Source organism: Escherichia sp. WS1450 (assembly GCF_046487395.1).
Taxonomy (GTDB): Bacteria; Pseudomonadota; Gammaproteobacteria; order Enterobacterales; family Enterobacteriaceae; genus Escherichia; species Escherichia coli.
Map to the genome: position 1 here is coordinate 140,270 of NZ_JBJQJO010000011.1, position 7,870 is coordinate 148,139.

Below are 7,870 nucleotides of genomic sequence, written 5' to 3' on the forward strand. Positions count from 1 at the left end.
CACAGCTTACGTTCGTCATCCTTAACGTGATTGAGAGAGAAACCTATGTTTGGTAAAGGCGGTCTGGGTAACTTGATGAAGCAAGCCCAGCAGATGCAAGAAAAAATGCAGAAAATGCAGGAAGAGATCGCGCAGCTGGAAGTCACCGGCGAATCTGGCGCAGGTCTGGTAAAAGTGACCATCAACGGTGCACACAACTGCCGTCGCGTAGAGATCGACCCGAGCCTGCTGGAAGACGACAAAGAGATGCTGGAAGACCTGGTGGCTGCAGCATTCAACGACGCGGCACGTCGTATCGAAGAAACGCAGAAAGAAAAAATGGCCTCTGTATCCTCCGGAATGCAGCTGCCGCCTGGCTTTAAGATGCCGTTCTGATGCAAACCAGCCCGCTGTTAACACAGCTTATGGAAGCACTGCGCTGTCTGCCGGGCGTTGGCCCGAAGTCGGCGCAGCGTATGGCGTTCACGCTGCTTCAGCGCGATCGTAGCGGCGGGATGCGTCTGGCGCAGGCGCTCACCCGGGCGATGTCGGAAATCGGCCACTGCGCCGATTGCCGCACTTTCACCGAACAGGAAGTCTGTAACATCTGTTCGAATCCGCGTCGTCAGGAAAACGGTCAAATCTGCGTGGTGGAGAGTCCGGCGGACATCTACGCCATTGAGCAGACGGGGCAGTTTTCAGGCCGTTATTTTGTGTTGATGGGACACCTGTCACCGCTGGACGGCATCGGTCCGGATGATATCGGGCTTGATCGTCTGGAACAGCGTCTGGCAGAGGAAAAAATCACTGAAGTGATCCTCGCCACCAACCCCACGGTTGAAGGTGAAGCTACCGCTAACTACATTGCCGAGCTTTGCGCGCAATATGACGTGGAAGCCAGCCGAATCGCTCATGGCGTACCGGTTGGCGGCGAACTGGAAATGGTCGATGGCACCACGCTGTCACACTCCCTTGCCGGGCGTCATAAGATTCGTTTTTAAGCAAACGAGAGCAGGATCACCTGCTCTCGCTTGAAATTATTCCCCCTTGTCCCCATCTCTCCCTCATCCTGTTTTTAACCTTAAAATGGCATTATTGAGGTAGACCTACATGAAAGGACAAGAAACTCGTGGTTTTCAGTCAGAAGTGAAGCAGCTTCTGCACCTGATGATCCATTCTCTCTATTCCAATAAAGAAATCTTCCTGCGTGAGCTTATCTCTAACGCCTCCGATGCGGCGGACAAGCTGCGTTTCCGCGCGCTCTCTAACCCGGACCTGTACGAAGGTGATGGCGAACTGCGCGTTCGTGTCTCTTTCGATAAAGACAAGCGCACGCTGACCATCTCCGATAACGGCGTGGGGATGACCCGCGACGAAGTGATTGACCATCTGGGGACTATCGCTAAATCCGGCACCAAATCATTCCTCGAATCCCTGGGTTCTGACCAGGCGAAAGACAGCCAGCTGATCGGTCAGTTTGGTGTTGGTTTCTACTCTGCGTTTATCGTGGCCGACAAAGTGACCGTGCGTACTCGCGCGGCAGGCGAAAAACCAGAAAATGGCGTCTTCTGGGAATCGGCTGGCGAAGGTGAATACACCGTTGCCGATATCACCAAAGAAGATCGTGGTACTGAAATCACCCTGCATCTGCGTGAAGGCGAAGACGAGTTCCTCGATGACTGGCGCGTGCGTTCCATCATCAGCAAATACTCCGACCATATCGCGCTGCCGGTAGAGATCGAAAAACGCGAAGAGAAAGACGGCGAAACCGTTATCTCCTGGGAAAAAATCAACAAAGCGCAGGCGCTGTGGACTCGTAACAAGTCGGAAATCACCGATGAAGAGTACAAAGAGTTCTACAAACACATCGCCCACGACTTTAACGATCCGCTGACCTGGAGCCACAACCGCGTTGAAGGTAAGCAGGAGTACACCAGCCTGCTGTACATTCCGTCTCAGGCACCGTGGGATATGTGGAACCGCGATCATAAACATGGCCTGAAACTGTACGTCCAGCGTGTGTTCATCATGGACGACGCAGAACAGTTCATGCCGAACTATCTGCGCTTCGTGCGTGGTCTGATTGACTCCAGCGATCTGCCGCTGAACGTTTCCCGTGAAATCCTCCAGGACAGCACGGTAACGCGTAACCTGCGCAATGCGCTGACCAAGCGTGTGCTGCAAATGCTGGAAAAACTGGCGAAAGACGACGCGGAAAAATACCAGACCTTCTGGCAACAGTTTGGCCTGGTACTGAAAGAAGGTCCGGCGGAAGATTTCGCTAACCAGGAAGCGATCGCCAAACTGCTGCGTTTTGCTTCTACCCATACCGATTCTTCTGCGCAGACCGTGTCTCTGGAAGACTACGTTTCCCGCATGAAAGAAGGGCAGGAGAAAATCTACTACATCACCGCAGACAGCTATGCGGCAGCGAAGAGCAGCCCGCACCTGGAACTGCTGCGTAAGAAAGGCATCGAAGTTCTGCTGCTTTCCGACCGCATCGATGAGTGGATGATGAACTATCTGACTGAGTTCGACGGTAAACCGTTCCAGTCGGTGTCTAAAGTTGACGAGTCGCTGGAAAAACTGGCTGACGAAGTTGATGAGAGCGCGAAAGAAGCGGAGAAAGCACTGACTCCGTTCATCGACCGTGTGAAAGCCCTGCTCGGCGAGCGCGTGAAAGATGTCCGTCTGACTCACCGTCTGACCGATACGCCAGCGATCGTTTCGACCGACGCGGACGAAATGAGCACTCAGATGGCGAAACTGTTCGCTGCGGCGGGCCAGAAAGTGCCAGAAGTGAAATACATCTTCGAACTGAACCCGGATCACGTACTGGTGAAACGTACGGCAGATACTGAAGATGAAGCGAAGTTCAGCGAGTGGGTAGAACTGCTGCTGGATCAGGCGCTGCTGGCAGAACGCGGCGCGCTGGAAGATCCGAACCTGTTTATTCGCCGTATGAACCAGCTGCTGGTTTCCTGATGTCATGCCGGATGACCTTCGTGTCATCCGGCATTTTTCTTTTCATCATCTGTACTTTCCGCAAATTATCTCGCCATTAACCGTTTCAGCCCCAGGTGCCTTTCTTGAGGCAATCGCTTGTTGGTGGTATCGTTTATCGCTTTTTCAAAAAATTCGACACATTTTAAGGGGATTTTCGCAATGCGTATCATTCTGCTTGGCGCTCCGGGCGCGGGGAAAGGGACTCAGGCTCAGTTCATCATGGAGAAATATGGTATTCCGCAAATCTCCACTGGCGATATGCTGCGTGCTGCGGTCAAATCTGGCTCCGAGCTGGGTAAACAAGCAAAAGACATTATGGATGCTGGCAAACTGGTCACCGACGAACTGGTGATCGCGCTGGTTAAAGAGCGCATTGCTCAGGAAGACTGCCGTAATGGTTTCCTGTTGGACGGCTTCCCGCGTACCATTCCGCAGGCAGACGCGATGAAAGAAGCGGGCATCAATGTTGATTACGTTCTGGAATTCGACGTACCGGACGAACTGATCGTTGATCGTATCGTCGGTCGCCGCGTTCATGCGCCGTCTGGTCGTGTTTATCACGTTAAATTCAATCCGCCTAAAGTAGAAGGCAAAGACGACGTTACCGGTGAAGAACTGACTACCCGTAAAGACGATCAGGAAGAAACCGTGCGTAAACGTCTGGTTGAATACCATCAGATGACTGCACCGCTGATCGGCTACTACTCCAAAGAAGCGGAAGCGGGTAACACCAAATACGCGAAAGTTGACGGCACCAAGCCAGTTGCTGAAGTTCGCGCTGATCTGGAAAAAATCCTCGGCTAATCAAGCCGCAGCAGATCTGCTTTCGGGCAGGTCTGCTCATCCTCCTCAGGCAATACCTCTCACAGCAATTAGTTCTTCTTCTTCACTTTTCCGCTACAATTATCAACAAGTTGAATCGATAAGAGGCGGTAATGCGTCAGACTAAAACCGGTATCCTGCTGGCAAACCTGGGTACGCCCGATGCCCCCACACCTGAAGCGGTAAAACGCTATCTGAAACAATTTTTAAGCGACAGACGTGTGGTTGATACCTCACGGTTGTTATGGTGGCCATTGCTACGCGGCGTGATTTTGCCACTGCGCTCGCCGCGTGTGGCGAAGCTGTATGCTTCTGTCTGGATGGAAGGTGGCTCGCCGCTGATGGTTTACAGCCGCCAGCAACAGCAGGCGCTGGCACAACGTTTACCGGAGACGCCCGTAGCGCTGGGAATGAGCTACGGCTCGCCATCACTGGAAAGCGCCGTAGATGAACTCCTGGCAGAGCATGTAGATCATATTGTGGTGCTGCCGCTTTATCCGCAATACTCCTGTTCAACGGTCGGTGCGGTATGGGATGAACTGGCACGCATTCTGGCGCGCAAACGTAGCATTCCGGGGATATCGTTTATTCGTGATTACGCCGATAACCACGATTACATTAATGCATTGGCGAACAGCGTACGTGCTTCTTTCGCTAAACATGGCGAACCGGATCTGCTGCTGCTCTCTTATCATGGCATTCCCCAGCGTTATGCAGATGAAGGCGATGATTATCCGCAACGTTGCCGCACAACGACTCGCGAACTGGCTTCCGCACTGGGGATGGCACCGGAAAAAGTGATGATGACCTTTCAGTCGCGCTTTGGGCGGGAACCCTGGCTGATGCCTTATACCGACGAAACGCTGAAAATGCTCGGAGAAAAAGGCGTAGGTCATATTCAGGTGATGTGCCCGGGCTTTGCTGCGGATTGTCTGGAGACGCTGGAAGAGATTGCCGAGCAAAACCGTGAGGTCTTCCTCGGTGCGGGCGGGAAAAAATATGAATATATTCCGGCGCTTAATGCCACGCCGGAACATATCGAGATGATGGCTAATCTTGTTGCCGCGTATCGCTAAAGCTGAGCGATAAAGAACTGAGCGCCGTCGCGAAGAGCCTCGTCGGCGGTTTTCATCATCCGTGAATAATGCAAAAAGGCGTGCAGCGTGCCTGGGTAGAGTTTGAACTCACAGGGCTGCTGATGCGCCGCTAACGTCTGGTAAAGCAGACGGCTGTCATCCAGCAGCGGATCGAACTCCGCCCCGGCAATAAAACAGGGCGGAACTTCGCGAGTGAGATCATTATTAAACAGGCAGTAATACGGCGACTCGCGGTCCGCGTCGTTGCTTAAATACGCCTCTTCATACATCTGTAAATCCTGTTGCGTTAAGCCATCCCAGACACCGCCCAACAGACGACGAGTCACGGAATCCCGTAATCCGTAAAGCCCATACCACAGCAAAACGCCCGCAACTTTACCGCAAGCGATCTGTTTATCACGCAACCACAACGCACTGGCGAGCGCCAGCATGGCACCTGCGGAATCACCGGCAAAGCCAATGCGGGACATATTGATTTGATAATCTTCCGCCTGCTGGTGGAAATAACAACAGGCAGCCACAATTTCCTCTATCGCTTGCGGAAAACGCGCTTCAGGTGAAAGGGTGTAATCAATGCCAATCACCGTACATTGGCTGTAGCTTGCCAAAAGGCGCATGATGCGATCGTGGGTATCGAGATTGCCGAGAATAAAACCGCCGCCATGCAAATAAAATAGCGTCGCCGGACTATCTGGCTGCGGACAAAAGAGACGTGTTTCCACCTGCCCATATTTTGTTGGAACCATGTAAGCTCTGGTTGCCATTTCTGGAGCGCCCGCATTCCAGAATCGGCGCTCAAGCGTGTAATACTGTCGTTGCTCAGCAATCGTTCCCGTTGCGGGCCAGGGCGGTAAATCCGGCTGAAGAGTATTCACAACGGTCTTCATTTCAGCAGAAATAAGGTCCAGAACGGGTAATTTGTTTTCCGGCTTCATGCAAAAACTCCTTTCAAATTACGTCATTGTAAGGAACCACTGCCATGAAAATGCGATCCCGCCTGCTGATATTGAAACTGGCTGCGTCTCGCGCGCTCCCGTCAGATTGTGTTAACATTCGCCGCTCAGTTAACCACCCGTAAAAACAACCATGAAATTTCCCGGTAAACGTAAATCCAAACATTACTTCCCTGTAAATGCACGCGATCCGCTGCTTCAGCAGTTCCAGCCAGAAAACGAAACCAGCGCCGCCTGGGTAGTGGGTATCGATCAAACGCTGGTCGATATTGAAGCGAAAGTGGATGACGAATTCATTGAGCGTTATGGATTAAGCGCCGGGCATTCACTGGTGATTGAGGATGACGTAGCCGAAGCGCTTTATCAGGAACTAAAACAGAAAAACCTGATTACCCATCAATTTGCGGGTGGCACTATTGGTAACACCATGCACAACTACTCGGTGCTCGCGGACGACCGTTCGGTGCTGCTGGGCGTCATGTGCAGCAATATTGAAATTGGCAGCTATGCCTATCGTTACCTGTGTAATACCTCCAGCCGTACCGATCTTAACTATCTACAAGGCGTGGATGGCCCGATTGGTCGTTGCTTTACGCTGATTGGCGAGTCCGGGGAACGTACCTTTGCTATCAGCCCTGGCCACATGAACCAGCTGCGGGCTGAAAGTATTCCGGAAGATGTGATTGCCGGAGCCTCGGCACTGGTTCTCACCTCTTATCTGGTGCGTTGCAAGCCGGGTGAACCCATGCCGGAAGCAACCATGAAAGCCATTGAGTACGCGAAGAAATATAACGTACCGGTGGTGCTGACGCTGGGCACCAAGTTTGTCATTGCCGAGAATCCGCAGTGGTGGCAGCAATTCCTCAAAGATCACGTCTCTATCCTTGCGATGAACGAAGATGAGGCCGAAGCGTTGACCGGAGAAAGCGATCCGTTGTTGGCATCTGACAAGGCGCTGGACTGGGTTGATCTGGTGCTGTGCACCGCCGGGCCAATCGGCTTGTATATGGCGGGCTTTACTGAAGACGAAGCGAAACGTAAAACCCAGCATCCACTGCTGCCGGGCGCTATAGCGGAATTTAACCAGTATGAGTTTAGCCGCGCCATGCGCCACAAGGATTGCCAGAATCCGCTGCGTGTCTATTCGCACATTGCGCCGTACATGGGCGGGCCGGAAAAAATCATGAACACTAACGGAGCAGGGGATGGCGCATTGGCAGCGTTGCTGCATGATATTACCGCCAACAGCTACCACCGTAGCAACGTACCAAACTCCAGCAAACATAAATTCACCTGGTTAACTTATTCATCGTTAGCGCAGGTGTGTAAATATGCTAACCGTGTGAGCTATCAGGTACTGAACCAGCATTCACCTCGTTTAACGCGCGGCTTGCCGGAGCGTGAAGACAGCCTGGAAGAGTCTTACTGGGATCGTTAAGTTATCGTCGGTTCGTAGGCCAGATAAGGCGTTCACGCCGTATCTGGCATTTTGCTCTCAATGCCTGATGCGACGCTGGTGAACTGCACCCCAAATGTTGGACATAATCTGACATCTGAAGGTGCAGTTTATGAAACATTCATTTGAAGTAAAACTTGCCGCTGTAAATCATTACCTGGCTGGTCATGCAGGCATCATTTCTACGGCAAAACTCTTTCAACTTTCTCACACCAGCCTCTCACACTGGATTAATCTTTTTCTTCTTCACGGTCCTCGGGCACTGGATTGCAGACACAAGCGTAGCTATTCTCCTGAAGATAAACTTTGCGTGGTTCTTTATGCTCTCGGGCATTCTGAGTCTCTACCCCGGGTAGCTGCCCGGTTTAACATTCCCAGCCACAACACGGTTAAAAACTGGATAAAAGGCTACCGCAAATCTGGTAATGAGGCCTTTATCAGGCGCAGGAAGGAGAAAAGCATGACCCGTTCTGATGATACCCATGAAAACGAGGCAAACATGACGCCGGAAGAGATGAAGAATGAGCTGCGTTATCTTCGCGCAGAAAATGCATATC

At 52.1% G+C, this 7,870-nt stretch carries 8 protein-coding genes; 7 read left to right on the forward strand and 1 reads right to left on the reverse strand.

The genetic code is table 11. The features are described 5' to 3' along the window. The first annotated feature begins 45 nt into the window (after positions 1-45). The 5 genes from ACJHYR_RS15310 to hemH all read left to right on the forward strand — a co-directional run bounded on the left by ACJHYR_RS15310 (position 46) and on the right by hemH (position 4,883). Positions 46-375: a YbaB/EbfC family nucleoid-associated protein gene (locus tag ACJHYR_RS15310; protein ID WP_000467098.1), complete on the forward strand. Its 330-nt coding sequence runs from the start codon at positions 46-48 to the stop codon at positions 373-375. Then, positions 375-980, forward strand: coding sequence for a recombination mediator RecR (recR, locus tag ACJHYR_RS15315; protein WP_001195025.1), 606 nt, complete (start codon positions 375-377; stop codon positions 978-980). The genes ACJHYR_RS15310 and recR overlap by 1 nt, the downstream gene beginning before the upstream one ends. Before the next feature lie 109 nt (positions 981-1,089). Then, positions 1,090-2,964, forward strand: a complete 1,875-nt coding sequence (gene htpG / locus ACJHYR_RS15320; protein WP_072837328.1) for a molecular chaperone HtpG — start codon at positions 1,090-1,092, stop codon at positions 2,962-2,964. A 180-nt stretch (positions 2,965-3,144) separates the two neighbouring features. Beyond that, complete coding sequence (adk, locus tag ACJHYR_RS15325; RefSeq protein ID WP_001220233.1) at positions 3,145-3,789, forward strand: adenylate kinase; 645 nt, start codon at positions 3,145-3,147, stop codon at positions 3,787-3,789. A 131-nt stretch (positions 3,790-3,920) separates the two neighbouring features. Further along, positions 3,921-4,883, forward strand: a complete 963-nt coding sequence (hemH, locus tag ACJHYR_RS15330; protein WP_001250117.1) for a ferrochelatase — start codon at positions 3,921-3,923, stop codon at positions 4,881-4,883. On the opposite strand, the gene aes is transcribed toward hemH, so the two are convergent. Beyond that, entirely contained in the window at positions 4,880-5,839 is a 960-nt protein-coding gene (gene aes, locus ACJHYR_RS15335; protein ID WP_072837327.1) for an acetyl esterase, read from the reverse strand. The two genes, hemH and aes, sit on opposite strands and share 4 nt — an antisense overlap. A 151-nt stretch (positions 5,840-5,990) precedes the next feature. On the opposite strand from aes, the gene gsk reads away from it, so the two are divergent. Continuing rightward, positions 5,991-7,295, forward strand: coding sequence for an inosine/guanosine kinase (gene gsk / locus ACJHYR_RS15340; protein ID WP_000671574.1), 1,305 nt, complete (start codon positions 5,991-5,993; stop codon positions 7,293-7,295). Positions 7,296-7,425: 130 nt separating this feature from the next. Further along, positions 7,426-7,870 (forward strand): IS3 family transposase (locus ACJHYR_RS15345; protein ID WP_072009282.1); only part of this gene is annotated, 445 nt, incomplete at its 3' end.